Consider the following 26,020-nt stretch of genomic DNA (forward strand, 5'->3'; position numbering starts at 1 on the left):
AAACGGGTGGAACCGAACCGTCGCTCGGGGAGATCAGGATGCGCATCCGTTCCATCGCGCTCATGTTTGGGTCTACGGCCCTCGCGACCAGCCTTCTCGCCGCACCAACGCTTGCGGCGGACTATCCCGTGCTGCGCGGCTCGCAGATCGAGGACGCCCCTCCGGCTCCCTCCCAGTTCAGCTGGGAAGGCTTCTACGTCGGCGGCTTTGCCGGGCAGGCGCAATCCCGCTTCGAGCGCGATCAGAGCGTCGACAGGCTGATCGACTACGCGATGCTGAACACCACGATCGCGAACTCGATCAACGTCTACGATCTGACGCGCACTATGCCGCGCCGCGACAGCGGCGCCATGTTCGGCGGCTATGCCGGCTATAACTGGGCCTTCGGCGACGTCGTCATGGGCCTGGAAGCGGATTATTCGCGCATCGACCAGGCAGCTGCCGCTTCCCGCCTCGAGTCGCGACGCGTCGGCAACCAGTACCTCACGGTCGGCCTGAACCAGAGCGCCCGGATCAACGACTATGCCTCGCTGCGCGCCCGCTTCGGCTACACCTATGGCCGGTGGATGCCCTATGTCACGTTCGGCGCGGCGGTTGGGCGTTTCGACACCAATGTCTCGGTCTACAGCGACTGGGGTCCGACCGATAACAACGGCGTCGCACTCGGCAGCTATGTCGGCTGGCCGCGCATGGTCGGCGGCCCCAAGAAGGATGTCTGGGGCTTCGGCGGCGTGATCGGCGGCGGCATCGAGGCCGCGCTGGCCGACAACATCCTCGTCCGCGCCGAGTATCTCTACACCCGCTTCAACGATGTCGAGGGCATCACCACAAGCCTGAACCAGGCTCGCGTCGGCGCCGCCCTGAAGTTCTGAGAACCACTGACGGCATCAAGAAAAAGGCCGGGGCGAAAGCCCCGGCCTTTCCTGTTCATGGACTATGTGAAGCGCCCTACTCGGCCGCCTCGACCTCGGGCCGCGCCCGGCCGGCGCGCTGGCGCTTGACCAACTCGGCGACGATGAAGGCGAGTTCCAGCGCCTGTTCCGCGTTGAGGCGCGGATCGCAGAACGTGTGGTAGCGGTCGTTGAGGTCCGCATCGGTCATGCCGCGCGCGCCGCCAGTGCATTCGGTGACGTTCTTGCCGGTCATCTCCAGATGCAGGCCGCCGGCATGCGTGCCTTCGGCCTGGTGGACGGCGAAGAAGTTCTTCACCTCGCCCAGGATCAGGTCGAAGGGCCGGGTCTTGTAGCCGCTCGCCGCCTTGACCGTGTTGCCGTGCATTGGGTCACAGGACCAGACGACGTTGCGGCCTTCCCGCTTCGTCGCCCGCACCAGCGCCGGCAGATGGTCGAAGACCTTGTCGGCGCCGAAGCGCGCGATCAGCGTGAGCCGCCCGGCCTGGTTCTGCGGATCGAGCACGTCGATCAGCTTGAGCAGGCCGTCGACCGTGGTCGAGGGACCGCATTTCAGGCCGATCGGGTTCTTGATGCCGCGGAAGAACTCGACATGGGCATGGTCGATCTGACGCGTGCGATCGCCGATCCAGACCATGTGGCCGGAGGTGGCGTACCACTCGCCGGTCGTCGAATCCGTCCGCGTCATCGCCTGCTCGTAGCCGAGCAGCAGCGCCTCGTGGCTGGTGTAGAAGTCGGTCGTGCGCATCTCCGGATGGGTTTCCGGGTCGATGCCGATGGCGCGCATGAATTCCAGCGCCTCGGTGATGCGCTCGGCCACTTCCTGGTAGCGATGCGACTGCGGGCTATCCTTGACGAAGCCGAGCATCCAGCGATGCGCGTTGTCGAGATTGGCATAGCCGCCGGTCGCGAAGGCGCGGATCAGGTTCAGCGTCGCTGCCGACTGACGATAGCCCTCGAGCTGGCGGCGCGGATCGGGGATGCGCGCCTCGGCCGTGAACTCGTTGTCGTTGACGATATCACCCTTGTAGCTCGGCAGCTCGACGCCACCGATCGTCTCGGTCGGGGCCGAGCGCGGCTTGGCGAACTGGCCGGCGATGCGGCCGACCTTCACCACCGGCGAGCCGCCCGCGAAGGTCAGAACCACCGCCATCTGCAGGAACAGCCGGAAGAAGTCGCGGATGTTGTCGGCCGAATGCTCGGCGAAGCTCTCGGCGCAGTCGCCTCCCTGCAGCAGGAAGGCCTCACCGGCAGCGACCTTGCTCAACGCCCGTTTGAGCTTGCGCGCCTCGCCTGCAAAAACGAGCGGCGGAAAGCCGGCGAGCTGCTGCTCAACCGCCTTCAAGGCTGCCTGGTCCGGATATTCCGGAATCTGCTGGACGGGCTTGGCCCTCCAGCTCTCTGGCGTCCACCGCTCGGACATGGGACTTACGTGCTCCTGACTGTGAGATCGCGCATCGTTAACCTCTTGGTAGCGCGAAGGGGCGGCTATACACCGATGATGTGGGAATGGCCACCGCCTGAGGGAAGCCCTCGCGGCAGGCCGCCCGGCCACTCAGCGCATGCGCCGGCAAAAGCGATTCTTCGCAACGGGATAGCGCGTGCCGCTGCTCTATCGCGGCAACGGCCTGCCATCCTGATTCAAGCGCTTCACAAGGCGATTCAACGGGGAAGCGGGAGCGACCTTCGTCATTCCGGGGTTTCGCACGACGACGAACCCGGAATGACAAACGTGGTTCCGCTGCTTCAACCGGCCCGCGGCGTGCGCATCGTCACCAGTTCCTCGGCGGCGCTCGGATGCAGCGCGACGGTGCGGTCGAAATCGGCCTTGGTCGCGCCCATCGTCACCGCGATGGCGACCGCCTGGACGATCTCGCCGGCATCATGGCCGAGGATATGGACGCCGAGCACCTTGTCCGATTGCGCATCGACGACGAGCTTCATGTAGATGCGCTCCTGACGGCCGGAGATCGTCGCCTTCATCGGGCGGAAGCCGGACTCGAAGACGGTGATCTCATGGCCGGCGGCCACGGCCTGCGCTTCCGACAGGCCGACGGTGCCGATCTCCGGCGTCGTGAAGACGGCTGAGGCGATGGTGGCGTGGTCCACCGTCCAGTTGCGGCTGCCGAAGGTCGAGTCGGCGAAGGCATGGCCCTCGCGGATCGCGACCGGCGTCAGGTTGACCCGGTTGGTCACATCGCCGACGGCGTGGATCGAGGGCACGCTGCTGGCCGATGCCACATCGACCTTGATCTCGCCGAGCGGGCCCTGAGCGACGCCGGCCTGTTCGAGGCCGAGCCTCCTGGTATTCGGCCGGCGGCCGGTCGCGACGAGGACGACATCGGCATCGATCGGCTCACCCTTGGCGCAATGGGCGCGGCGGCTGCCGTCTGCCAGCTCCTCGATCCGGTCAATCGTGCAGCCGAGCCGCAAGGTGATGCCGGCATGGACGAGCGCATCACGCAGGCGGGTGCGGATATCCTCGTCGAAGCCGCGCAGGATGTTGTCGCCCCGGTGCAGTACCGTCACCGCGACACCGAGCCGGGCGAAGAGGCTGGCGAATTCCAGCGCGATATAGCCGCCACCGACGACCAGAAGGCGCTTCGGCAGCGCCGGCAGGTTGAAGACTTCGTTCGAGGAGATGCCGAGTTCGCCGCCGGGGATCGGCGGATCGAAGGACGGCCAGCCGCCGGTCGCGACCAGGATATGGCGAGCGCGGATCACCTCTCCGCTCTTCGTCAGCCGGAGCTGATGCGGCCCCTCGACGACCGCGCGTTCCTCGCGGATCGCGACCTTGGCGCCCTCGAGCCCCTTGCGGTAAAGGCCGGACAGGCGCGTGACCTCGTTCGCCACCGCATCCCGCAGCGTCGCCCAGTCGAAGACCGGCGCCTGGGGCAAGGTCCAGCCGAAGCCGGCCGCATCCTCGAAATCCTCCGCGAAACGGCTGGCATAGACGAAGAGCTTCTTGGGCACGCAGCCGCGGATGACGCAGGTGCCGCCGATCCGGTCCTCCTCGGCGATCATGACGCGGGCGCCGTGGCCGGCGGCGATGCGGGCCGCGCGCGTGCCGCCGGAGCCGGCACCGATGACGAAGAGATCGACGTCGAAATCAGTCATGGTCTTCTCCCTGAGGCGCCACAGCGCCCGGACCGAACCAGAGGACAGCAGCCCCCAGAACGGCAATCCACCAGCCCTGCCAGGCACCGTGCCCGACGACCGAGATCGCGAACGCGCCGGAGAACAGCGCAAGGCGCGGCGCCATCTCGCGCGCCGGCAGGCGGCGCAGCCGCGCGAGCAGCAGCAGGCCCGCCAAAGCGAGGATACCCGCACCGACCGCACCGGTCTCGGCCCAGGCCTGCAGCGGCATGTCGTGCGGATGGCTCGCCGCCAGAAGCTCGCGGCGCGCGGGCGAGACCTCCGCCGCCACCGGATGCTGATGCATGGTGGCCGAGGTTCCGAAGCCAGCGCCGGCGATCGGTCGCGCGCGCGCAACCTCACCGAAGCTATGCCAGATATCGATGCGGGCCTGGCCGGTCATCACGGCGAAACGATCCAGGATCAGCGAAGGCAGCCAGTTCTGCGCGGCGATGCCGAGAACGGGGGCCACTGCCATGGCGAGAAGGAAGGCGCAGCCCGCTGCCGTCAGCGTCAGGCGCGGCCAGAGCGCCGACAGCCCCCAGCAGAGGGCGCAGACGGCAACGCCGAGCCGCGCCGAGGAGCTTTCCGAGCGCAGCGCGAGAGCGGTCACAACCAGGGCGAGAACAATCGCCAGTATCCGATCCGACCGGCGCGCGCCGGGCAGGCTCCACAGACCATGAATCACCGGCAGCGCCAGCACGAGCGCCGTGATCGCCGGGCGGTTGAAGACGAAGCTCCACAGCTTGCCGACACCTAGCGCAGCCCTTTGGGACAACCCGGAAGCGAGTTCGAAGATCGCCAGCAGGCAGGCGAGGATGATCGCCAGCGCGAGCGCGCGCAACCATGCGGGCTGCGGCCGGAACCGACCCGAAGCGGCAATGGCGAGGGCGAAGACGATCGGCAGCACAAGCTCGCCCCAGACCCGCAAGGAGGCCCCAGGCCTGTGGCTCCACGAGATCGAGACGAGAGCCCAGCCGAGGAACGCAGCCACGGCCAGCCCGAGCGGAGTCGCGAGCAGCCGCCACATGCGCAAGGCGAGATCGCCCATCCCGCCCGAGGCGACGGCCACGGCGACGAAGGGAATGACCGCCAGACCGAGCAGGAGCGTCGAGGAGCGGTTGGCGAGCCACATCGCCACCGGCATCAGCACCATCAGCGCCACGCCGATCCCGATCAGGCGCGATGGCAACGGCCCGCGGTGCGGCGCGGAATCCTGGCGATCGGCGAGACGCGTCTGGCTCATAGCCTGCGCTTACGCGATAGCGGGAAACGCCGCCAGCGCGTTGTCACGCAAATGCGTCACAGTCGTAGGATGAAAGGTGTAGATTCTGCGGTTGATGCCCGCCTCCTTCGAAAATTCTTGACTTCCGATTATGCAATCAGGCGCAATTGACGACCGGCGCGGCTAGGTGCCACAGGCGGATCGCCCAAGAAACCCGTGGGCCAAAGCCCGCAAGCGGAGGAATTCATGCTGACATCCATCCTGAAGCGCACGGCCCTGACGGCGGTGGCGCTGGCTGCCCTCTCCACCGCCGCCTTCGCCCAGCTCAATGAACTGAAGATCATGGCCCCCGCAGCGCCCGGCGGCGGCTGGGATGGCACGGCCCGCTCGATGCAGCAGGCGATGACGGCGGCCGGCATCGTGAAGAGCGTGCAGGTCAACAACGTGACCGGCGCGGGCGGCACCATCGGCCTCGCCCAGCTGATCGGCGCCAAGGGTGCCGGCGACCAGCTGATGGTCAACGGCTTCGTCATGGTCGGCGCGATCCTGCTCAACAAATCGCCGGTCAACCTGACCCAGATCACGCCGATCGCGCGCCTCACCGCCGAGGCCGAGGTCATCGTGGTGCCGACGGAATCGCCGCTCAAGACCGCCAAGGACCTGGCCGAGCGCCTGAAGGCCGACCCGGCCAAGGTGACCTGGGCCGGTGGCTCGGCCGGCGGCACGGACCACATCCTCGCGGCGCTCTTCGCGCAGGCGGTCGGCGCCGACGCCAAGAAGATCAACTACATCCCGTTCTCAGGCGGCGGCGAGGCTCTGGCGGCCATGCTAGGCGGGCGCGTCACGGCCGGCGTCTCCGGCTATGGCGAGTTCGAGGGCCAGATCAAGGCCGGCAAGCTGCGCGTGCTCGCCGTCTCCTCGTCCAAGCGCCTCGAGAACGCCCCGGATGCGCCCACGCTGAAGGAGCAGGGCATCGATCTCGAGCTCCTGAACTGGCGTTCGGTCGTCGCGCCTCCCGGCCTCTCGGCCGAGCAGACCAAGGCCCTGACCGACAGCGTCGAGAAGATGGTCAAGTCGAAGGAGTGGCAGGAGATCCTCAAGGCCCGCGGCTGGGACAATGCCTTCCTGCCCGGCGCCGCCTTCGACACCTTCCTGAAGGGCGAGATCGAGCGTGTCGGCAAGGTGATGACCGAAGTCGGCCTGGTGAAGTAAGCCAATCACGACGACAGAATCATAAGGGGCCGGGCGACCGGCCCCTTTTCCAACCGCCGGAAGCGCCTCAAAAGCGCCGGACACGACTGCGGAAACGCCATGACCAACGACACGCGCACGCAAGGTGCCAACAAGCCGGCCCTGGTGGTGGGCGTCCTGCTGCTGATCGTCGCCGTCCTCGTCGGCTATGACGCCTCGCAGCAGACCATCACCTCCACCTACGGCATCGGCCCGACCGCGATGCCCTATGTCGTAGCCGTCGGGCTCGTCATCCTCGGCCTCTCGCATTTCGTCGTCGCCTTCCGCGAAGGGCTGCCTCAGCCCGACGAAGCCGACAATCCCGCCCTGCTCTGGATCGCGGGCGGACTGATCTTCCTGATCGCCTGCATCGGGCTCGGCGGCGGCTTCATCATCGCCATCGCCGTGGTCTTCGCCTGCACCGCGCGCGGCATGGGCCGCCAGGCCCTGGCTGTCGATGCCGCGATCGGCTTCGTGCTCGGCCTCATCATCTTCCTCGTCTTCGCCAAGCTCCTGACGCTGATCCTGCCGTCGGGCCCGCTCGAGCGCCTGTTCCTCTGAGGAGAGCGCGACATGGATACCCTGCTCTCCCTGCTCAACGGCTTCGGCGTCGCCTTCGAGCCCGCCAAGCTCATGTTCTGCCTGATCGGCGTGTTCCTCGGCACGGCCGTCGGCGTGCTCCCCGGCATCGGCCCGGCGCTGACCGTCGCGCTGCTGCTGCCGGTGACCTTCAAGCTCGACCCGGCCGGCTCGCTGATCATGTTCGCCGGCATCTACTATGGCGGCATGTATGGCGGCTCGACCACCGCGATCCTGCTCAATGCCCCCGGAGAGAGCGCATCGCTCGCCACAGCGCTCGAAGGCTCGAAGATGGCCAAGGCCGGCCGCGGCGGCCCGGCGCTTGCAACCTCGGCGATCGGCTCCTTCGTCGCCGGCCTGATCGCGACGATCGGGCTCGCCTTCCTCGCGCCCCTGCTGGTCGAGCTCGCGGTGAAATTCGGTCCCTGGGACTATTTCGCGCTGATGATCGTCGCCTTCGTCACGGTCTCCGCGACCTTCGGCGACTCGCCCCTGCGCGGCCTCACCAGCCTGTTCCTCGGCATCGCGCTCGGCCTGATCGGCATCGACAAGCTCACCGGCCAGGCGCGGCTGACCTTCGGCGTGCCGGAGCTGCTCAACGGCGTCGAGGTCACCACGCTCGCCGTCGGCCTGTTCGCCGTCGGCGAGGCCTTCTACGTCGCCTCCAAGCGCGCCCGCGATCCCGAGGAGATCATCCCGATCAAGGGCTCTCTGTGGATGACCAAGGAAGACTGGAAGCGCTCCTGGGCGCCCTGGCTGCGCGGCACCGCCTTCGGCTTCCCGATCGGCGCCCTGCCGGCCGGCGGCGCGGAGGTTCCGACCTTCCTGAGCTATTCGACCGAGCGCAAGCTCTGCAAATATCCCGAGGAATTCGGCAAGGGCGCGATCGAGGGCGTGGCCGGGCCGGAAGCCGCCAACAACGCCTCGGCCGCCGGTACGCTGGTGCCGCTCTTGACGCTCGGCCTGCCGACCTCGGCGACGGCGGCGATCATGCTCGCCGGCTTCCAGCAATACGGGCTCAATCCCGGCCCGCTGCTCTTCGCCGAGAAGCCGGACCTGGTCTGGGGCCTGATCGCATCGCTCTTCGTCGCCAACGTCATGCTGGTGATCCTGAACCTGCCGCTGATCGGGCTCTGGGTCAGGCTGCTCGCGATCCCGCAGCCCTGGCTCTATGCCGGCATCCTCGTGTTCGCGACGATGGGCACGCTCGCGGTCAACAGCTCGCCGGTGGAACTCGGCATGCTCTTCGCCTTCGGCTTCCTGGGCTACCTGATGCGGCGCTACGACTATCCGGTCGCACCGATGGTCGTGGGCCTCATCCTCGGCCCGATGGCAGAGGCACAACTGCGCCGCGCCCTACAGATCAGCCTGGGCGATCCGATGATCCTTCTGGAGAATCCGATCTCGGCGACGCTGCTCGGCATCGCCTTCATCGCGCTAGTGGCACCGTTCGTGATGAAGGGCCTGAACCGCTTCAAGGCTGCCGAGGACTGACGAGACCGAGCCGAATGAGGCTCTCGCCCGTCGCGACGAGAGCCTCATTCGGCGGGCGCGGCTGCCAGCCCAGCATGGCCTGCGCCTTCGCGCTCGTCGCATTCTTGCTACGGCCGAGTTCGGCGGTCGCGGCCTGACGCGCGGTCGCGCTGAAGCGCGCGGCGAAGCGCACCAGCCAGTCCGGCAGCACGCGGGTTGAAACCCGCTGCGCATTCTCGCCGAGGCCGTCCTTCAGGGCCTGGGCGATCGCCTGCATCGTCATGAACTCGCCGGCCGTCGCCAGGAAGCGCTCGCCGGCGGCCGCCGCATCGGTCATGGCGCGCAGATGCAGGTCGGCGACATCGCGCACGTCGACGACGCCGAACATCAGACGCGGCACCGCCCAGAGCCGGCCGTCCAGCATGGTCTTGACCAGCAGGATCGAGGGCGAGAGGTCCGGCCCCAGCAGTGGGCCGAAGATGCCGACGGGATTGACGACCGCAAGCTCCAGCCCCTGCCCTTCGCCATCGACGAAATCCCAGGCGGCGCGCTCGGCCAGCGTCTTGGATTTTGGATAGGCGGCAAGGCCCGACGCTGCGGCATTCGACCAGTCGCGCTCGTCATAGGGGCGCTTTACCGCCCGGCCATAGCCGATCGCGGCGAAGGACGAGGTCAGGACGACGCGCCTCACCCCGGCCCGATGTGCGGCGCGCAGGACGCGCAGCGTGCCCTCGCGCGCCGGCCGGATCAGCTCGTCCTCGTCCTTCGGTTCGGCTGCAGCGACCGGCGAAGCGACATGCAGGGCATAGGTGCAGCCGGCGGCCGCCTCGGCCCAGCCCTCGTCCTGCATCAAATCGGCGATGACGACCTGCAAACGGCCGCCGGCATCCATCCCGGCCGCACGCAAGGCTTCCCTGAGCGGCGCTTCCCGCCCGGAAGCGCGCAGCGTCGTGCGGACATCGTAGCCCGCCGCGAGCAGCGACAGGATGCAATGTCCCGCGAGGAAGCCGGAGCCCCCTGTCACGAGGACGAGATCACGGGTCATGTCGCTGGCTCCGGCTTCGCGCTTCAACCAACCCGGCCATAAAGTGAGCTTCGGCCCGATGCCAGTACCCCGGCGCGCCGGGCGCCAGGTTGCGCGACAACGAAAAAGGCCGGCGATCGCTCGCCGGCCTCGTCGGGATATCCTGAGGCGCCGTCAGGCGCGCCGCATCACAGCGTGTGGCCGCGCTTGCGCATCTCCTGCGAGAAGCGGTCGAACAGATACTGGCTGGTCTGCTCGCTCCAGGGCTTCAGCACGGTGAAGATGTCATCCATCGCATCGCGCCGCAGCGCATTGTAGCGCTGGCCGATCGGCGACTTGAAAAAGCCGGCGACCTCCTTGAGATCCGCCTCGTTCATCCTCCGGGCGAAGACCTCGGACGACGTCTTGGCCATCTCGTCGATGCGCTTTTCGGCCTCCGGCTTCAGCACCGCAATGACGGCATCGGCGTCCTTCTTCATTTCCGGCCGGGTCGCGGTGAGCTGCTGCACGCTCGCCTCGAACTCGGTGAAGATGCTCGTGATGGTTTGCGTGATACCGGTCAGGTCCGCGACCTCGCGTGCCACCTGGAGATGGCTCGGGGTCAGCGCCGGCGCCTGGGCGAAGGCGGGAGCTGCGCAGACAAGCGCCAGACCAAGGGCAGCCTGAGCGAGAGAACGGCGGATCATGCGTTGAAACCCCTTCATCAGCGAACCGTCGCCGGTGCGCGATTGCGCTACCAGCCATGACAGATCGGTCATTGTGGCGCGTTCCTTAGCGTGTCTCGCGCCGGAATGGAATTATTCGATGCTGCCGAGCAGCTTGAGGCCATCGGCGCCCGCGAGGATGGCTCCGCTCGCCAGCCCTATGAACAGGCCGTGCTCGACAACGCCGGGCACGATGTTCAGCGCCTGCGCCAGCAATTCCGGACGTTCGATCGTGCCGAGATGGGCGTCGAGAATGTAATGACCGCCATCGGTGACCAGCGTGGTGCCGTCCGCCCGTTGGCGCAGCACAAGCTTGCCCGCGGCACCGGAGGCGGCGATGGCAGCAGTCACGGCCCGGCGCGTCGCTTCCAGCCCGAAGGGTACGACCTCGATCGGCAGCGGGAAGCGGCCCAGCGTCTGCACCAGCTTGCCGTCATCGGCGATGACGATCATGCGGGCGGAGGCCGCCGCGACGATCTTCTCGCGCAGCAGCGCCGCGCCGCCGCCCTTGATCAGGCGCAGTTGCGGATCGACCTCGTCGGCGCCGTCGACGGTGAGATCGAGCTCCGGCGTCTCGTCGAGAGTCGACATCGGAATGCCCAGCGACACGGCCTGCGCCTGCGTCGCCTCGGAGGTCGAGACGCAGAGCACCTCGAAACCGGCGGCAACCTTGACGCCGAGCAGATCGACGAAATGCTTCGCGGTGGAGCCGGTGCCGAGGCCGAGCCGCATGCCCGGCCGCACGAGTTCGAGTGCGCGGGCGGCAGCCTGCTTCTTCAGGTCGTCGGCATTCATGATGGTCCGTCCGGCTCAGATTGTGGAAAACGCCCGCCGTCCCATCCTAGCAGCCTCTGCGGACGACGGCGCTCTCCTGCCCCGGCAGGGCGAGCGTGTCCAGCGCGCGGAAGACTTAAGGCGTCATTTCGTCTGGGGCGTGCACACCGTCTTGTCGTCGAAGACGTAGCAGATGCTCATCTCGCCAGTACGGATGTTGACGCGGAAAATACCGCCCTCCTTCTCATGGCGGGACGGCATCAGGCCATAATCGCTGGGTGCCTGCGGCCCGGCCCCCTCGCCCGACGGGAAGCAGACGGTCAGGCCGACGCCGCCCTCCTTGAGCTGGAACTGGCAAGCGCCGACCTCGCCCGTCGCCTTGTCGATCCGATAGACGCGGTTGAGGTCGTTCTGCGGCGCGGGCGCGAATTCGAAGGGGCCGGCCCAGGCCGGCGCCGCGCCCGCCATCGCAAGCCCCGCGCCGAGCACCAGCCCTGCGATTCCAGCCCGTCTTCCCATGAAATCCGACATGATGATCTTCCCTGCCGCCGGCAGCGCGACGAATCGCGCGCACGATACCATCTCGCGCGGCAATTTTGGGGAGGCCGGCGCACGGGACTTGCCAGCCCGGCCACAACGACCTTTAACCGAATCCTGCCCGACCGAATCACCTCGAAGGTTCCGACCATGAGTCTGCCCCCGATCGTCGTCTTCGATCTCGACGGAACCCTGGCCGAGACCGCGCCGGACATCATGCGGGTCCTCAACCTGATCCTGGTGCGCGAAGGCCTGGCGGCGCTGCCGCTGGAGCGGGCGCGCGAACTCGTCGGCGCGGGCGTGCGAGTCCTGATCGAGCGCGGCTTCAAGGTCTCGGGACAGCCGCTCGATCCGGAGACACTGGAGCGGCTCTTCCAGGAATTCATGGAGATCTATGCGCAGGACACGGCGGGGAGCAGCCACCTCTATGAGGGCGTGCTCGGCGCGCTCGATGTCTTGGCCACGCAAGGCTATGCGCTCGCTGTCTGCACCAACAAGCCGATCCTGCACACGCGGCTGATCCTCGACCATTTCGGCATCGCAGACCGCTTCGCGGCCGTCGCCGGGCGCGACAGCTTCCCCTATTTCAAGCCGGACCCGCGCCATCTCACCCTGACGATCGCGGCGGCGAAGGCCGATCCGGCGCGGGCCGTGATGATCGGGGATTCCCGCACGGACATCGCAACCGCACGCGCCGCCGGCATCCCGACGATCTGCGTGCCCTTCGGCTATACCGATGTGCCGATCGAGACGCTGGAGCCCGATTTGATCATCCAGCATTTCGACGAGCTAGCCGGCGCGGTCGACCGCGTGTTCAAATCTCCTTCCCGCACATCCTTGACGGCATGAAGCGCGCCGACTAGGAGAGGCCGGGTCCGGGCGATTAGCTCAGCGGTAGAGCACTCCCTTCACACGGGAGGGGTCACAGGTTCGATCCCTGTATCGCCCACCATTTTTCCGGAAATCACTCAGTCTTCTGACGCGGCAGCGCGCCAAGCCGTGCTGCGTCCGGCCTCACCCGGCCTTGTCCGGCGATGCCCGCTCCAACGCCGCCACAACCTCATCGACGCTCTCCTTCACGCCGAGAAGGAAATCCTTCCCGAAAGCGATGATCGTGTCAGCCGGCTGCCCCTTGAACTGATAGACCACGGCCACCTGCTCGGGGTTGACGTAAACGGGCTTTCCGTCGGCCGGCGAGGTGAACTTGCAGAGCTTCGGCATGATCGGCTTCGGTCCTGTGCTGCGGGGATCCTGTCGAAGGGAGCGCGGCATGGCCACCGGCGTGCCTTCAGGCTGCTCCAATACCGACCGATCTTCCGGAACGCAAAAGGCCCACCGGCACCTGCCGCATGCCCCTGCCCCATACCGCAGGATGGCGTCACCGAGAGCACGGAGCGCGGCTAGCGCTGCCGGCGGCCGCTACTCGCTCGTCCGTCAGCGCAGTACGACCGCCGCCCCATCGGGCAACGGCGCGCCGCCCTTGCCGATCCGGGCGAGTTCCTCGCCGAAGCGGGCCGCAATCGCCAGCCGGAAATGCAGGGGGTCCCAATAATTGGCGTCCTGCGAAGTGATCGGCGAGGCATGGGCGTAGTCGACGACGACAGCGCCATGGCGGCGAGCCAGGGCGGCGATCTGCCCCTTGCAGCTCGCATAGCGCTGCCAGCCGGCCGAGCCCTGGCGCGGATAGGCGGCCAGATGGGCGGGCGGCAACACCAGCATCACCTGCGTCGCCGTCGGGAAGGCACTGATGCTGTCTTCCAGCCAGGACAGGGCCGGGAAGCGCCATGCTGCACTCTCGGCCGGCGTGACGACGGCTGGCGGAGACAGGGGCGCGAGATCGGCGGCCACGCCGCCATTGCCGGCATAGATGTGCCAGCGCGCCCGGGCGAGGTCGTAGCTCGTCTCCGGCGGCGTGAAGACCTCGTAGCCGTCGCCGCGGATACGCTCGCGCGACCAGCCGAGCCGATGGGCCATGAGCCGGCCGGCGATCTCCAGATTGGTCAGGTTGAGCAGCTTCGGCCAGTCTCCCCAGCCGACCTCGCGGGACAGCCAGGCCGGCACCGGCCGCGGCGTCAGGCGCTTGGCCTCATCGGTCGCATCAGCCTCGCACCAGGTCGTGTCGATACCCCAGATCAGGCGCTTGGGCGCGCGGACATGCTCCCGGAAGAGCTGCGCCATCTGCGTCTGCTCCCAGGGCGTCGCCGCATTCATCGCGAGGTTGACGAAGCGGGCATCGAGGCCGCGCGAGAGAACCTCGGGATCGAGCAGCCGCATCGTCGAGGTGCCGACCACCGCCGCGTTGAAACGCCCGGAGCGGACGAGCTGCGGGTACATGAAGCGCTGGTTGATATCCATGATCGGCCGCGGCGCCTGCCCGGCATGGACGCGCATGCCGAAGGGGTCGAGCATCGCGACGAAGGCGAAGAGCAGGCCGGCGACGGCCAGCGCCGACGCCAGGAACCATCGCGACCACTTGATCCAGGCCTTCGCCATTCCGGCCTTCCGCTCCGACGCCAAATCCAACAGAAGCGCGACCGACGAGGAACCGGCGGCCGTGCGGCGTCCTCTTCGCACAGGCCGGCGCCTCGTCACAACGCGAAAGGCACGGCCGCATGGCCGCAGGCCACCGAACATGGCAGAGAAGGCCGATGACGCCAGGCCGTGTTCACCTCTCCATCAGCCTGCTGCAAGGGCTTGCAATGCTGCTCGGCTTCGCGCTGCTTTCCTCAGCGGCGCGGGCGACCGAAGAGCCGATGCCGGCGTCATCCGGCATCCAAGACGCGCTGTGCCGATTGATCGACGACGCAGCAAAGGCGCAGGGCCTGCCCGCCGCCTTCCTGACCCGGCTCATCTTCCAGGAATCGAGCTTCCGCGCGGGCGTCACCAGCCCCGCCGGCGCGCAGGGCGTCGCCCAGTTCATGCCCGGCACCGCGCGCGAGCGCGGCCTCGTCGATCCGTTCGATCCCGAGCAGGCCGTGCCCAAGGCGGCGCATTTCCTGGCCGAGCTGCGCGACCGCTTCGGCAACTGGGGGCTCGCAGCCGCCGCCTATAATGGCGGGCCGAATCGCGTTGCCGGCTGGATCGCCGCACGAAAAGCCGGCCAGACGCGCTTCCTGCCGAGCGAGACCGAGAACTACGTCTTCGCCATCACCGGCCGAACCGCCGAGGACTGGGCGGAGGAGGCCGTCGGCCGCGCCAATGGCGACGGGCGCTCGCCGCCGGTGCCGCCGGCGACGCGCGACGGCGATCCGCTGGCGAGCTGCGCGCCCACGCTCATGGCGATCCGGCAGGCGCGCCCTGCCCTGCCAGCGATCGCGGAAGCACCCTTCGCGCCCTGGGGCGTGCAGCTTGCCGGCAACTTCTCCAAGGCGCGCGCGCTCGCCACGTTCCAGCGGGCCGGCGCCCGCCATCGCGCGATCATCGGAGCACTGCCGCCGATGGTGATCGGGACGCGCCTGCGCAGTCGCGGCACCCGCGCCTTCTACCGGGTGCGCCTGCCCGCCGCGACGCGCGCCGAGGCGATCGCGCTCTGCCGGCGCATCCAGGCGGATCGTGGCGCCTGCGTCGTCTTGCGGAGCTGACGGCGATCCGGCGATGTTGCATGCGCGCAACGCAGCCCTGCAAAGCTCGATCGCTCCCGGCGATGTGATTGCGGCTGGATTGCACGACCCTGGGGAAGCTGACAGGACGTTCAGGAGACGTTGACTTTTCTGCGTCAATTTCGCGACCCAGCCGTCCCGATCCGCCCGAGGTTCCTCCGATGATCCGCTCCCTCCGCCCGGCCCTGCTCGCCAGCCTTGGCCTGCTTGCCCTGGGCTCCGCCGCACGAGCCGAAATCGACCCTCTGACCCGTCAGCCGCTGGTCCAGTACGTGGATCCGGCGAAGGCGCAGGCCACTGCCATCCCGCGCGAGGTCGTCGATTATCCGACGAAGCACAGGCCCGGCACGATCGTGATCGATTCGACCGAGCGGCGCCTCTATTTCGTGATGTCGGACGGCAAGGCGGTTCGCTACGGCGTCGGCGTCGGCCGCCCCGGCTTCGACTGGGCGGGCACCCAGACCATCTCGCGCAAGCAGGAATGGCCGACCTGGACGCCGCCGGCCCAGATGCTGAAGCGCCGCCCGGACCTGCCGCGCTTCATGCCGGGCGGCCCGGACAATCCGATGGGCGCGCGCGCGCTCTATCTCGGCTCGACCCTCTACCGCATCCACGGCTCGAACGAGCCGGAGACGATCGGCCAGGCGGTCTCCTCGGGCTGCATCCGCATGCTGAACGAGGACGTGATCGACCTCTACGAGCGCGCCAAGGTCGGCACCCGCGTCGTGGTTGCGCGCTGAGCGAAGCGCAGATTTCGATGGAAAGGCCGGCGGAAACGCCGGCCTTTTTCGTTGGGACTTAGCGCCGCCTTTCGCGCGACAGCCCCTTCTCGGCCAGCGCCGCGACATAAGCCCGCATCTTCTCCTCGCCCTGCTCGCCGAGTTCGCGCAGGTAGTCCCAGGCGTAGATGCCGGTCTCGTGCATGTCGTCGAAGCCAAGCCTGACAGCGTAATGGCCGACCGGCTCGACCCTGAGGATTTCGACCTCGGCCTTGCCAGGCACGATCGTCTTCTGGCTGGGATGGTGGCCCTGGACCTCGGCCGAAGGGCTTTCGACGCGCAAAAGCTCGGCCGGCAGCGCGAAGCTCGCGCCGTCGTCGAAGGCGACATGCAGGGTGCGGCGGTCCTTGGAGAGGCGCAGTTCGGTCGGCCAGGATGACATGGGCGGTATTCGTCCTTCGCAGGCTGCCATCGGACGGACCGCCGCGCGTCCTATCGGGCGCGCGACGATCCGTCGATTTGTTATCGCATCGGATTAATCCGAAACGTGCATTCCACTTTTCGGTCCGATGCTAGCGCTTGACCTTCACGGGCGCAGTGCCAATGTCATGCTATAGCAATGTGAAGGCGCGCCCGCATCCTGCGCGGACCGGCCGCTCCACAATGCGGGAACGTGAGGCAGACGTGCTGCTCGACGACATGAAGCCGCTGACGCGGCCGCCCTTGGTCGACCCGTTCGGCCGCAAGATTTCCTATCTGCGCATCTCGGTGACGGATCGCTGCGATTTTCGCTGCGTCTACTGCATGTCCGAGGACATGAAGTTCCTGCCGCGCAAGGAATTGCTGACGCTGGAGGAGCTCGACCGGATCGCCAGCGCCTTCGTCGCACGCGGCACCCGCAAACTGCGCCTGACCGGCGGCGAACCGCTGGTGCGCCGCGACATCATGAGCCTGTTCCGCTCGCTCTCGCGGCATCTCACCTCCGGCGCACTGGACGAGCTGACGCTGACCACCAACGGCTCGCTGCTGCATCGCTATGCCGCCGAGCTCGCCGGTTATGGCGTGCGCCGCATCAATGTATCGATCGACACGCTCGACCCCGACAAGTTCCGCGAGATCACCCGCCGGGGAGACCTCAAGGTGGTGCTCGACGGCGTCGAGGCGGCGCGCAAGGCCGGCATGCGGGTCAAGATCAACGCGGTCGCGCTGAAGGGCGTCAACGACGACGAGATCGAGCATCTGATGCTGTGGTCGCATGGGCTCGGCATGGACCTGACCCTGATCGAGGTCATGCCGATGGGCGAGATCGAGGTCGGCCGCGTCGACCAGTATCTGCCGCTCTCGGTGGTGCGCGGGCGCCTGATGGACAAGTACACGCTCGTCGACGACCCCTACCGAACCGGCGGGCCGGCGCGCTATGTCCGCGTCAAGGAGACCGGCGGGCTCGTCGGTTTCATCACGCCGCTGACCCATAATTTCTGCGAGAGCTGCAACCGCGTGCGCCTGACCTGCACCGGCACACTCTATATGTGCCTCGGCCAGGAAGACGCGGCCGACCTGCGCGCCCCGGTCCGGGCCTCGCAGGACGACGCCCTGCTTTTCCGCGCCATGGACGAGGCGATCGCCCGCAAGCCGAAGGGGCACGATTTCATCATCGACCGCCGCCATAACGGTCCTGCCGTCGGCCGGCACATGAGCGTCACCGGCGGCTGAGCCAGCCTCGACGTCCGCCGCTCGCTTGACCCCTCGCCCGAATGCGGTCACCGTCCCGCCGACGGGTGGAGTTGCATGCGGTCACAGTTCAAGGCGATGGCCCGCCGGATCAAGGCGGCCGCGAGCGCGATCGATAGTGCTGTGAGGCAGACCCATGCGGCGCGGCTCGCCATCATGGCCGCGAATCTGCGGCGCGCCCTGCCCCTGATCGCCGTGCTGCTTCTCGCGACGCTGCTGCTGTGCCTGTTCCTGGCCTGGTCCTCGGCACGTGGGGTTTTCGCCGCGCTGTCGCCGGCCTCTCCAACGGGGATCATGGCTGGTATCGCGGCCATCGTCGCCGGGCTTGCCGTGCTCGAACTCTGCGCGGCCTTCGCCATCACCATCATGACCGCGGCCCTGCAACTCGCCTACGATACCGGCCGCCACTGCGTTCTGGCCTCGCTGGCGATCGCGAGCGCGCTCGGGCTGGCGTTGATGCTCTCGCATCTGGCTGTCGAGGGAATTCCAGCCCTTGCGGGTGTGGTCCTGCCCACCCTTGGCCTGTGCGGGCTCGTGGCGCTGACGATCTGGTTCAAGCGCGCCTATCTGCGCCCGGCCTATCCGGGCTTTCGCGACTTCTGGGCCGATATCGTCGAAGCCCGCCATTTCCTGATGCGAGCCGCCCATGGCGAATGACGACGGCGCAACCTCGCGGGTCGTCCGGATGACGCCCGCTCCGACAGCCCATCATCTGGCCGAGTCGGTCAAGGCCGGGCATCACGGCGCGAGCGACGCCGTCGAGAACCAACCGCCGGCGCATGCGACGATGCTGTCGCAGACCGAGCAGACCATGATCGCCCGGGCACGCGAGCATTTCGCCACGCTGCGGCAAGAGGCGGCGGCGAGCCTCAACGCGATCCAGGCCGAGATCGTCAGCCGGCGGGAATTGTTCACGCAGCAGCGCTTCGAGGGCCGCGTGCGCGGCGTCGAGGCGACAATGCGCGCGATGCTGAGCAAGCATGGCGGCGAGCTGGAGCAGCGCGTCTATGACGCGCTCCGCGCCAAGCGCGAATACGCCTTCTTCAATTACGAGAACAAGCGCCGGGCCGACCCCAAACTCGACAAGTGGCAGTTCATCCTGTTCTTCCTGGTCGTGCCGCTGGTGATCGAGAGCCTGCTCAACGGCAATTTCTTCGCCGAAGCCAGCGATTTCGGCCTGGTCGGCGGTGCCGCCACAGCCGTCATCATATCCGCGCTCAACGTCGCGCTCGGCTTCTTCATGGGGGTCGGGCCGGCGCGCTATTGCCAGCATGTGAAGAGCTCGCACCTGTTCTGGGCGCTGCCGGCCTATGCCGGGATGATCGGGCTGATCGTGCTCTTCAACCTCGCGGTCGGGCATTACCGGGAGATGCTGATCGCCAATCCGGATGCGCGCTCCTTCCAGGTGATGCCGCGGATGATGGAGACCCCCTTCGCGATCTACGACATCAAGTCGGTCGCGCTGGTCATCATCGGCTGCCTCGTCGCCTTCGTCTCGGCGAGCAAGGGCTATACCGCCTTCGGGACCTATCCCGGCCACGCCACCGCCTACAAGCGCTGGCGCCAGCGCTGGAGCGCGGTCGAGGAGGAGCGGCGCCGGCTCGATGCTGAGCTTCTGCCCGAGTTGGAGGCGATCCGCACGCAGGTGGACGGCTTCCGCGAGGATTGCCGCGACGAACTCGGCAAGTTGCAAGGCGTGAAAGCGGCTGCCGAGAAGGCGCGCGACCTCTATCTCTCGCGGCTGGGCCAACTGCGCGCCGCCAAGGACGCCGCGATGATGCAGTATCGCGAGGCCAATCTCAGGGTCCGCACCGATCTCGCCCCGGCCTATTTCACGCAATCGCTCAATCTGGCCGAGATCGACCAGCCGGCGGAGCTGCCGGAATATGTCGCGGCACGGCGCCAGATCGACGATTTCGAGCAACAGCTCACCAGCATGCCAGCCCTGATCGAGGCCAAGCTCCGGGATCGGCTGGTGCTGCTGCGCGGGATCGACCTTGCCGGGGAGATCGAGCAGGTGAAGCTGCGGGCAGCGCAGGCCGGGCGCGAGGCCTTCGAGCAGGATGAGGCGGCCCAGAAGCAGGCGGCGGAGGACTTCGCCGCAATGAAGCGCTAATGAGCTGATCATGAAGACCGAGAACTGGGCGATCGTCGCCTCCGTGCTCGCCGGGCTTGGCCTTGTCGGCTTCTTCGCGGCGCCTTCCCTGCTGCGCGGCCAGCCGCGCGACCAGGAGACCTTGTGCCCGAAGACCGGGCCTGTCGGGCACACGCTGATCCTCGTCGACAAGAGCGATCCGTGGAGCGAGGTGCAGGCGAAGCGCCTGAAGGCGCTGGTCAAGCAGGTCGGCGACGAGTTGCCGACCGACCGGATGCTGTCGATCTACGTCTTCAACGACGTGTTCGAGCCCGGCTTTCCCTCGCTGGTATCGCTTTGCAATCCCGGCAAGACCGCGAGCGAGCTGATCGGCAATCCCCGGCGCGAATACGTCAAATGGGTCGAAAAATTCGGCCGGCCGCTCGACGAGGCGCTGACCGTGCTGACCCAGCCCGGCAAGGGCAACCAGTCGCCCATCGTCGAGGCGATCGGGGATGTCGCCTCGCGCCGTGAGAACCGCGTCCCGACTGGGGACCGCAAGATCCTGCTCGTCTCCGACATGCTGCAGAACTCGAACCAGTTCACGATGTTCGGCAATGCGGCCGGCGCGCGCGACCCGGAGCGGCTACGGCGCCTGCTTGGCAAGGTCTGGCAGGATTCGGGCGCGTCGGGCTGGGAGCTGAGCGTGCATCAGGTCCAGGGCGTGTACGACGCGGTGCGACTCGAACAGGCGGCCACGCTGTGGAAGCAGGCATTCCAGAAGCTCGCCATCAGCGTGAGCTGGGATCGGTTGTAGAGGGGCGCTGTCATCCCGTGCGCGGTGCAGCGCGAAGCGGTGCGCCGCAGACACGGGACCGCATGACGTGAAGGTGCCTTTTCCGAAGGACGGTCCCGTGTCTGCGCAGCGGCATTCACATGCCGCAGCGCGCACGGGATGACACGCGTCAGAGCCGATACCCCATCCGGACGCCGCCCCAATGGCGGCCACGGACGCGCAGCGGCGCGTTGACCTCGCTCAGCAATTCGCTGCGGCCGTTCTCGATCTCATGCCGGCTGAGTTGGACGAGGAACGGCCGGATCGAACGCCCGGCGCTCAGACCGGCGCGGCTTTCGATGATGCGCCGGTTGCGGGCATAAGCCCCATTCCAGGCGGGGTCACCGGCGCGTTGCGGCAGGGACCATACAGGGTGATGGACCGGCACATAACCGTTGCGGTCACTCGGCAAGGCGAAGACCAGGCGCGGATCAGCCGCGAGCGTGCCAGCCAGCAACGGCGGCAGGACGGCTTCCAGCGCCGGCAGGCTGGGACTCAGATATTGCCTCGGCTCACTATCGAGCACCGGGACGTAACGGAGATCGAACAGATCATTCTCGGAGAGCAGGCCACGCTCGATCGCCTGCTCCATCGCGCCCGCAACCTCGCGCGCGAAATCCTGGGCTCGCTCGATCAGCGGGCGCCATGAGCGCTCGATCTCCTCGATCATGCCCGCGAGCTCGCCGCAGCCGGCGGCATCGCCAGCGAAGGCGAGATGCAGGCCGAGTTCGCTGGCACCCGTCATGCGACAAGGCAGCGGCGGCAGCCCCTCGATCGTGACCATGCCCGCACTGCCGGTCGGCAGCCGTGCCAGCGGCGAGCCGGCCAGCAAGGCCCCGCCTCGGCCGAGATCGACCAGCCGACCGGGGACATCGACGCTGCCGATGACGAGATGCGCCTTGCGCGCCGTGGGGAAGCGATCGAAACGGCGCCGGTCCGCGAAGGCCGAATGGCGCAGCACGGGCTTGAAGCGCCTGAGCATGTTGCCGACGAGGCGGCTGCCCTTCTGCGTGGCCCGGCGGGCGCGCTCGTTCTCCGCAACCGTCTCATGCGCGATACGGTCGATCTCGTCGGCGCGACGCGCGACGCCCTCGACGAACAGCGCCGCCTCGTGTGCGTTGCGGGAGAGCTCTGCGGTCGAGCTCGCCTGTTCCTGGGAAGCACGCCCGATCGTCGCCATGATCGGATTGACGTCCCGCACGATCTGCAAGGTGTCGTTGACGATCCCGGTCGAACCCTGGGCGGCGCGGGTCAAACGATCGACTCGTTCACGGATATGGCCGACGGCTTCGCTGACCTCGACCGAAAGCGACTTCACCTCATGCGCGACGACGCCGAAGCCCCGCCCGGCCTCGCCGGCGCGAGCGGCCTCGATCGCCGCGTTGAGTGCGAGAAGGTTGGTCTGGCGGGCGATCTCCGCGATCGAATCGACGATACCCTTGATCTCACCGGTTGCAGTCGCCAGGCCATCCAGCATCAGCGCCGCCTCGCCGGCCCGCGACACGGCGGCGTCGAGTTTGTCACGGACATCGACCATGGCGCCATCGACCTGCTCGGCCGCCTGCGAGACCTGATGGGTCGCGGCGGCAAGAGCGGAGGCGTTCACGCTGGCGGCGCCGACGGCCATGCGCATGCTGCCGGCATTCTCGAGGATCGTGCGCGAACCGCTCTCGGATTCGGCCGAGCGTTCCTCGACCTCGCCCAGCTCCTTCGTCAGCTGCTGCATCGCGCGCAGGATGTCGCGCTCGATATCATCGACGGCGTCATGTGCGGCGGCGTCATAGGGCTGAATCGCGACCTGCCGGGGTGCAGCCTCCTCGACCGGCACCGGCGCCGCGGGGACTTCCTCCACCGCATGTCGAGCGCCTAGCCATCGTCGAATCCTGCCCTGCATTCCTACCCAATCTCCCCATAGGTCAAGCTCGCGTCCGGTTATGGTCCCCGCCCGTTAACAAAGGCTTCCACGCCGCCGCACGGCGCCCTTGCCGGAGACGCATTGGACCCCCGCTGCCGGCCCCTGTATGGCTGGAATTCACGCGCCATCAGGACAGGCAGCCATGAGCGAGCACAGCTATGACGTCATCGTCGCGGGCGTCGGCGCCATGGGGTCCGCCGCCTGCTGGCATCTGGCCCAGCGCGGGCTCAAGGTGCTCGGTCTCGAACGCTTCGATCTCGGCCATGCGATGGGCTCGTCCCACGGCCTGACCCGCATCATCCGCCTCGCCTATTTCGAGGGCTCGCACTACGTCCCCATCGTCAAGCGGGCGCATGAATTGTGGGCGCAGACCGGCGAACAGGCCGGCATGAAGCTGCTCCATGTCACGGGCTCGCTCGATCTCGCGCCCAAGGGCGGCGGACCGGTCGAATCCTCGCTGCAATCCTGCCTTGACCACGGTCTGACGCATGAAGTCCTGGAAGGTTCGGAGGTGACGCGCCGCTTCCCGGCTTTCCAGCTGCCGGAAGGGCATATCGGCCTGTGGCAGCCGGATGGCGGCTTCGTCGCCTCGGAGAAGGCGATCTATGCCCATGTCGGGCTGGCGCAGTCGCGCGGCGCCGAAATCCGCACCAACGAACCGCTGCTCGACTGGACGCCGACGGCGCAGGGCGGCGTGATCGTGCGCACCGAGCGCGGCACTTACTCCGCCGGGCGCCTCGTCATCACCTCCGGCGGCTGGATCACCGACGCGGTGCCGGCACTGAGCCGGCAGGTCAACACGGTGAAGCAGGCGATCGGCTGGTTCACCACGCGCCGGCCGGAGCTGTTCCGCGAAGGCGCCTTCCCGGTCTTCATCCTCAGCGTCGAGGAAGGCAATTTCTACGGCTTCCCGCTCTACGAGCATCCCGGCTTCAAGCTCGGCGGCCCGCATTTCGGGCGCGAGCCGATGGACCCGCGCGACCCCGACCGGACGCCGAGCGCAACCCAGGTCGCGCGCATCCGCGAATGCCTGTCGCGCTATATCCCCGACGCTGCCGGCGAGCCGCTGACGGTGAAGGGCTGCATCTACACCGTCTCGCCGGACGAGGGTTTCATCATCGACACGGTGCCGGGCGTGCCGCAGGCCGTCTTCGCTTCGGCCTGCTCGGGCCATGGCTTCAAGTTCGCGAGCGCAATCGGCGAGATCCTCGCCGACCTTTCGACCGTCGGACAGTCGCCGTTCGACCTGAAACCGTTCTCCCTGTCACGCCTGCCGGCCTGAAGCCTTCCGAACTGGATTCCATCCCTTGGCCAGCGCAGCCGAAAACCGCCGCGGCATCATCTTCATGCTCGCGGCGATGTCGCTCTTCGTCATCAACGACGTGTTCATGAAGCTCGCGCGCGAGGCTTATCCGGCCGGGCAGTCGATCGCGCTCAGGGCCGGCATCGCGGTCGTGATCGGCTTCGCGCTCGTCTTCCTCGCCCGCGAGGGCGATCGCCTGCGCCTGGCGTTCCGCCCCCGCGTGCTGCAGCGCGGCATTATCGAGGCCTTCGGCGCGCTGACTTTCGGCTGGTCGCTCGGCCTCATGCCGCTCGCCAATCTCACCGCGATCAACATGGCCTCGCCGCTGCTCATCGTCGCGCTGGCGGTTCTGCTGGGCATGGAACGCGTCGGCTGGCGGCGGGTGGTGGCGTTGGCCGTCGGCTTCGTCGGCGTGCTGTTCGTGGTGCGCCCGGGTGCCGAATCCTTCAACGCCGCCGCCATCGTCGCCGTCATCAGCGCCATCCTCGTCGCCGGCCGGGACCTGACGACCCGCACCATCGGCGACGACGTGCCCTCGACGGTGGTATCGCTGACCACGACCATCCTCGTCGGCATCGTCGCCGTCGCCTACGGCTTCACCGAGGAGTGGCTGCCGATCTGGCGCGTGGAGACCATCTATGTCGCGCTCGCCGCCGTCCTGGTCACAGCCGGCACCTTCTTCATCATCAGCGCCTTCCGGCGCACCGATGTCGGCGTGATCTCGCAGTATCGCTACGCCATCGTCGTCTTCGCGACCGTGCTGGGCTATGCCGTCTGGGGCGACGTGCCGGATCTCTACGCCCTCATCGGCGTCGCACTGATCGTCGGCAGCGGGCTCTACACCATGCATCGCCAGCGCGTGCGGCCCGATTCCAACCTGAAGCTCACGCGGAAGCGGCCGGCATGACGGCGGCTGCGGTCAAGCCCACGCTTGCGATCCTCGTCGCGATCTCGGCGCTGCAGCCGATCGCGCTCAACCTGCTCGCACCGGCGACGCCCGCGCTCGCCCGGCATTTTTCTTCGAACTACGCGACGATCCAGCTCACGCTGACGCTGTTCCTCGTCGCGGTCGCCGTGACCCAGCTCATCATCGGACCGCTATCCGACCGCTTCGGGCGCCGCCCCTGCGTCAATGCTGGTGTCGTCCTGTTCGCGCTCGGCTCCGTACTCGGAGCGCTGGCCCCCACGACGCATGTCCTGCTGATCGCGCGGGTGCTGGAAGGAGCCGGCGGCGGCGCGGTCTTCGCACTGTCGCGCGCGATCATCCGCGACACCGCCGACCGCGACAACGCCGCGAGCCAGATCGCCACCGTCACCATGGTGATGGTGGTGGCGCCGATGCTCGCGCCCTGGCTCGGCGGCCAGATCGAGACCGCCTTCGGCTGGCGCGCGATCTTCTGGTTCATGACCCTGTTCGGCGCGGCCGTGCTTGTCTTCACGCTTGCGCGCCTGCCGGAGACCGCGCCCAATCTCGGCCGGCAGAGCTCGCTGCTCGGCGTCTTCCGCGTCTTTCCGGAACTGGTGCGCAACCGCGACTTCATGCTGAACGTCGTGGTGGGATCATCGGCCTCGTCGGCCTTCTTCGTCTTCATCGCGGCGACGCCCTATATCATCGTCGAGACGATGGGGCGCGGCTCCGACGTCTACGGCACCTATTTCATCCTGAACGCGCTCGGCTACATGATCGGCAACTTCGCGATGTCGCGGCTGGCGGTGCGCATGGGCACGCAGACGATGGTGCGGCGCGGCCTGATGATCTCCTTCGTCGGAACCGCGATAGCGCTCGCCCTGTCGCTCTCGCCCTGGTGGTCGCCGTTGGCACTGTTCCTGCCGCTGGCCCTGAACGCGGTCGGCAACGGCATGACGATACCCGGCGCGACGGCCGAGGCCCTTTCGGCCCGGCCGGAGCTGGCAGGCTCGGCGGCCGGGCTATTGGGCGCGACCCAGCTCGGCTTCAGCGCAGCGCTCACCGTCCTGATCAGCTGGCTGGTGACGCTGTGGCCGCAATCGATGAACCTGTTCGTCTGGCTTCTGACGACGACCGGGTTGGCCGCCGTCACGTTCGTGCGGAAGCGGCCTCAGGCCACTTGAGCGACCACCGCGGCAAGCCGTCGGCGCCACCCTTTGTCATTCCGGGGCTTCGCGGAGCGAAGAACCCGGAACCCACGACCGGGTGAGCCGCTTGCAACCGAACACCTGATGTCTCACCCAGTCGTGGGTTCCGGGTTCGCGCCTGCGGCGCGCCCCGGAAT

The 26,020-nt window shown here is 67.7% G+C and carries 25 protein-coding genes and 1 tRNA gene; 15 read left to right on the forward strand and 11 right to left on the reverse strand.

The genetic code is table 11. The annotated features are described in order from the left end of the window. Positions 1-38 precede the first annotated feature (38 nt). Positions 39-872, forward strand: a complete 834-nt coding sequence (locus ACODTJ_RS14340; RefSeq protein ID WP_454657582.1) for an outer membrane protein — start codon at positions 39-41, stop codon at positions 870-872. Between the two features lie 76 nt (positions 873-948). On the opposite strand, the gene ACODTJ_RS14345 is transcribed toward ACODTJ_RS14340, so the two are convergent. The 3 genes from ACODTJ_RS14345 to ACODTJ_RS14355 form a co-directional block, all read right to left on the reverse strand. Further along, a complete protein-coding gene (locus tag ACODTJ_RS14345) occupies positions 949-2,334 on the reverse strand; it encodes a class II 3-deoxy-7-phosphoheptulonate synthase (RefSeq protein WP_454657583.1) in 1,386 nt (461 codons plus the stop codon). Positions 2,335-2,657: 323 nt separating this feature from the next. Further along, positions 2,658-4,028: a glutathione-disulfide reductase gene (gor, locus tag ACODTJ_RS14350; protein WP_454657584.1), complete on the reverse strand. Its 1,371-nt coding sequence runs from the start codon at positions 4,026-4,028 to the stop codon at positions 2,658-2,660. Continuing rightward, the gene (locus tag ACODTJ_RS14355; RefSeq protein ID WP_454657585.1) at positions 4,021-5,292 is read right to left on the reverse strand and encodes an O-antigen ligase family protein; all 1,272 of its coding nucleotides are present in this window, start codon (positions 5,290-5,292) and stop codon (positions 4,021-4,023) included. Before ACODTJ_RS14355 ends, gor begins: the two co-directional genes overlap by 8 nt. 225 nt (positions 5,293-5,517) lie before the next feature. Between ACODTJ_RS14355 and ACODTJ_RS14360 the strand changes: the two genes are divergently transcribed. The 3 genes from ACODTJ_RS14360 to ACODTJ_RS14370 all read left to right on the forward strand — a co-directional run bounded on the left by ACODTJ_RS14360 (position 5,518) and on the right by ACODTJ_RS14370 (position 8,574). Continuing rightward, complete coding sequence (locus tag ACODTJ_RS14360) at positions 5,518-6,483, forward strand: Bug family tripartite tricarboxylate transporter substrate binding protein (protein ID WP_454657586.1); 966 nt, start codon at positions 5,518-5,520, stop codon at positions 6,481-6,483. A gap of 99 nt (positions 6,484-6,582) precedes the next feature. Then, positions 6,583-7,062, forward strand: a complete 480-nt coding sequence (locus tag ACODTJ_RS14365) for a tripartite tricarboxylate transporter TctB family protein (RefSeq protein WP_454657587.1) — start codon at positions 6,583-6,585, stop codon at positions 7,060-7,062. 12 nt (positions 7,063-7,074) lie between these two features. Continuing rightward, on the forward strand, positions 7,075-8,574 hold the full coding sequence (locus ACODTJ_RS14370; RefSeq protein WP_454657588.1) for a tripartite tricarboxylate transporter permease: 1,500 nt from the start codon (positions 7,075-7,077) through the stop codon (positions 8,572-8,574). On the opposite strand, the gene ACODTJ_RS14375 is transcribed toward ACODTJ_RS14370, so the two are convergent. From ACODTJ_RS14375 to ACODTJ_RS14390, 4 genes are all read right to left on the reverse strand, one after another. Further along, positions 8,555-9,598, reverse strand: a complete 1,044-nt coding sequence (locus ACODTJ_RS14375) for an SDR family oxidoreductase (protein WP_454657589.1) — start codon at positions 9,596-9,598, stop codon at positions 8,555-8,557. The genes ACODTJ_RS14370 and ACODTJ_RS14375 overlap by 20 nt on opposite strands. A 167-nt stretch (positions 9,599-9,765) precedes the next feature. Then, positions 9,766-10,335 carry a DUF2059 domain-containing protein gene (locus ACODTJ_RS14380; RefSeq protein WP_488849207.1) on the reverse strand — a complete coding sequence of 190 codons (570 nt, stop codon included), beginning with the start codon at positions 10,333-10,335 and terminating at the stop codon, positions 9,766-9,768. A 39-nt stretch (positions 10,336-10,374) separates the two neighbouring features. Then, positions 10,375-11,076, reverse strand: a complete 702-nt coding sequence (gene rpiA, locus ACODTJ_RS14385) for a ribose-5-phosphate isomerase RpiA (RefSeq protein WP_454657591.1) — start codon at positions 11,074-11,076, stop codon at positions 10,375-10,377. A 123-nt stretch (positions 11,077-11,199) separates the two neighbouring features. After that, entirely contained in the window at positions 11,200-11,586 is a 387-nt protein-coding gene (locus ACODTJ_RS14390) for a hypothetical protein (RefSeq protein WP_454657592.1), read from the reverse strand. A 156-nt stretch (positions 11,587-11,742) separates the two neighbouring features. On the opposite strand from ACODTJ_RS14390, the gene gph reads away from it, so the two are divergent. Both gph and ACODTJ_RS14400 read left to right on the forward strand, forming a co-directional pair. Continuing rightward, the gene (gene gph, locus ACODTJ_RS14395) at positions 11,743-12,441 is read left to right on the forward strand and encodes a phosphoglycolate phosphatase (protein ID WP_454657593.1); all 699 of its coding nucleotides are present in this window, start codon (positions 11,743-11,745) and stop codon (positions 12,439-12,441) included. A 28-nt stretch (positions 12,442-12,469) separates the two neighbouring features. Beyond that, a tRNA-Val gene (locus ACODTJ_RS14400) sits at positions 12,470-12,544 on the forward strand. Between the two features lie 62 nt (positions 12,545-12,606). On the opposite strand, the gene ACODTJ_RS14405 is transcribed toward ACODTJ_RS14400, so the two are convergent. Both ACODTJ_RS14405 and ACODTJ_RS14410 read right to left on the reverse strand, forming a co-directional pair. Then, entirely contained in the window at positions 12,607-12,813 is a 207-nt protein-coding gene (locus ACODTJ_RS14405) for a hypothetical protein (RefSeq protein ID WP_454657594.1), read from the reverse strand. Positions 12,814-13,026: 213 nt separating this feature from the next. Further along, positions 13,027-14,085, reverse strand: a complete 1,059-nt coding sequence (locus ACODTJ_RS14410) for a hypothetical protein (protein ID WP_454657595.1) — start codon at positions 14,083-14,085, stop codon at positions 13,027-13,029. Between the two features lie 155 nt (positions 14,086-14,240). Here ACODTJ_RS14410 and ACODTJ_RS14415 point away from each other — a divergent pair, with 155 nt between their 5' ends. Next, a complete protein-coding gene (locus ACODTJ_RS14415) occupies positions 14,241-15,173 on the forward strand; it encodes a lytic transglycosylase domain-containing protein (protein ID WP_454657596.1) in 933 nt (310 codons plus the stop codon). A 179-nt stretch (positions 15,174-15,352) separates the two neighbouring features. Continuing rightward, positions 15,353-15,931: a L,D-transpeptidase gene (locus ACODTJ_RS14420; protein WP_454657597.1), complete on the forward strand. Its 579-nt coding sequence runs from the start codon at positions 15,353-15,355 to the stop codon at positions 15,929-15,931. Positions 15,932-15,989: 58 nt separating this feature from the next. On the opposite strand, the gene ACODTJ_RS14425 is transcribed toward ACODTJ_RS14420, so the two are convergent. Beyond that, the gene (locus ACODTJ_RS14425) at positions 15,990-16,352 is read right to left on the reverse strand and encodes a gamma-butyrobetaine hydroxylase family protein (RefSeq protein ID WP_454657598.1); all 363 of its coding nucleotides are present in this window, start codon (positions 16,350-16,352) and stop codon (positions 15,990-15,992) included. Positions 16,353-16,609: 257 nt separating this feature from the next. Here ACODTJ_RS14425 and moaA point away from each other — a divergent pair, with 257 nt between their 5' ends. The 4 genes from moaA to ACODTJ_RS14445 all read left to right on the forward strand — a co-directional run bounded on the left by moaA (position 16,610) and on the right by ACODTJ_RS14445 (position 20,532). Continuing rightward, positions 16,610-17,623, forward strand: a complete 1,014-nt coding sequence (gene moaA, locus ACODTJ_RS14430; protein WP_454659017.1) for a GTP 3',8-cyclase MoaA — start codon at positions 16,610-16,612, stop codon at positions 17,621-17,623. Positions 17,624-17,698: 75 nt separating this feature from the next. Continuing rightward, on the forward strand, positions 17,699-18,298 hold the full coding sequence (locus ACODTJ_RS14435) for a hypothetical protein (protein WP_488849211.1): 600 nt from the start codon (positions 17,699-17,701) through the stop codon (positions 18,296-18,298). Further along, positions 18,288-19,757, forward strand: coding sequence for a hypothetical protein (locus ACODTJ_RS14440; protein WP_454657600.1), 1,470 nt, complete (start codon positions 18,288-18,290; stop codon positions 19,755-19,757). The genes ACODTJ_RS14435 and ACODTJ_RS14440 overlap by 11 nt, the downstream gene beginning before the upstream one ends. Positions 19,758-19,767: 10 nt before the next feature. Beyond that, complete coding sequence (locus tag ACODTJ_RS14445; protein WP_454657601.1) at positions 19,768-20,532, forward strand: hypothetical protein; 765 nt, start codon at positions 19,768-19,770, stop codon at positions 20,530-20,532. A gap of 148 nt (positions 20,533-20,680) precedes the next feature. Here ACODTJ_RS14445 and ACODTJ_RS14450 read toward each other — a convergent pair whose 3' ends face one another. Continuing rightward, a complete protein-coding gene (locus ACODTJ_RS14450; RefSeq protein WP_454657602.1) occupies positions 20,681-22,402 on the reverse strand; it encodes a methyl-accepting chemotaxis protein in 1,722 nt (573 codons plus the stop codon). Positions 22,403-22,607: 205 nt separating this feature from the next. On the opposite strand from ACODTJ_RS14450, the gene solA reads away from it, so the two are divergent. From solA to ACODTJ_RS14465, 3 genes are read left to right on the forward strand one after another with little or no spacing between them, the layout of a single operon-like run. Further along, a complete protein-coding gene (solA, locus tag ACODTJ_RS14455; protein ID WP_454657603.1) occupies positions 22,608-23,747 on the forward strand; it encodes an N-methyl-L-tryptophan oxidase in 1,140 nt (379 codons plus the stop codon). Positions 23,748-23,772: 25 nt separating this feature from the next. Continuing rightward, positions 23,773-24,675 carry a DMT family transporter gene (locus ACODTJ_RS14460; protein WP_454657604.1) on the forward strand — a complete coding sequence of 301 codons (903 nt, stop codon included), beginning with the start codon at positions 23,773-23,775 and terminating at the stop codon, positions 24,673-24,675. Beyond that, complete coding sequence (locus tag ACODTJ_RS14465) at positions 24,672-25,859, forward strand: multidrug effflux MFS transporter (protein ID WP_454657605.1); 1,188 nt, start codon at positions 24,672-24,674, stop codon at positions 25,857-25,859. The genes ACODTJ_RS14460 and ACODTJ_RS14465 overlap by 4 nt, the downstream gene beginning before the upstream one ends. The last annotated feature ends 161 nt before the right edge of the window (positions 25,860-26,020 follow it).

The sequence above is a fragment of the Allobosea sp. FG18 genome, assembly GCF_057809495.1.